This window comes from Acinetobacter sp. NIOH-H-8, from assembly GCF_046635365.1.
GTDB lineage: Bacteria > Pseudomonadota > Gammaproteobacteria > Pseudomonadales > Moraxellaceae > Acinetobacter.
The window spans coordinates 1-618 of record NZ_JBHDVN010000124.1 but is presented as its reverse complement, the minus strand read 5'-3'; the positions used below and the strand labels follow the sequence as shown (position 1 = coordinate 618).

At 52.1% G+C, this 618-nt stretch carries 1 protein-coding gene; it reads left to right on the top strand.

Annotated features, from left to right (window positions below):
• Positions 1-618, top strand: a 618-nt coding sequence (locus ACEWB7_RS17350) for a preprotein translocase subunit SecY (RefSeq protein ID WP_411581006.1), incomplete at both ends; no start/stop codon positions are given.

Genomic DNA, 618 nt, shown 5'->3' with positions numbered 1-618 from the left:
TCCAACGCTCGCAGAAATTAAGAAAGAAGGGGAGTCTGGTCGTCGTAAGATCAGCCAGTACACCCGTTACGGTACTCTGGTGCTGGCGATATTCCAGTCGATCGGTATTGCTACCGGTTTGCCGAATATGCCTGGTATGCAGGGCCTGGTGATGAATCCAGGCTTTGCAGTCTATTTCACCGCTGTTGTAAGTCTGGTTACAGGGACCATGTTCCTGATGTGGCTCGGCGAACAGATTACTGAGCGCGGTATCGGTAACGGTATCTCAATCATCATCTTCGCTGGTATCGTTGCGGGACTCCCGCCAGCCATTGCCCATACTATCGAGCAAGCGCGTCAAGGCGACCTGCACTTCCTCGTGTTGCTGTTGGTTGCAGTATTAGTATTTGCAGTGACGTTCTTTGTTGTATTTGTTGAGCGTGGTCAACGCCGCATTGTGGTAAACTACGCGAAACGTCAGCAAGGTCGTCGTGTCTATGCTGCACAGAGCACACATTTACCGCTGAAAGTGAATATGGCGGGGGTAATCCCGGCAATCTTCGCTTCCAGTATTATTCTGTTCCCGGCGACCATCGCGTCATGGTTCGGGGGCGGTACTGGTTGGAACTGGCTGACAAC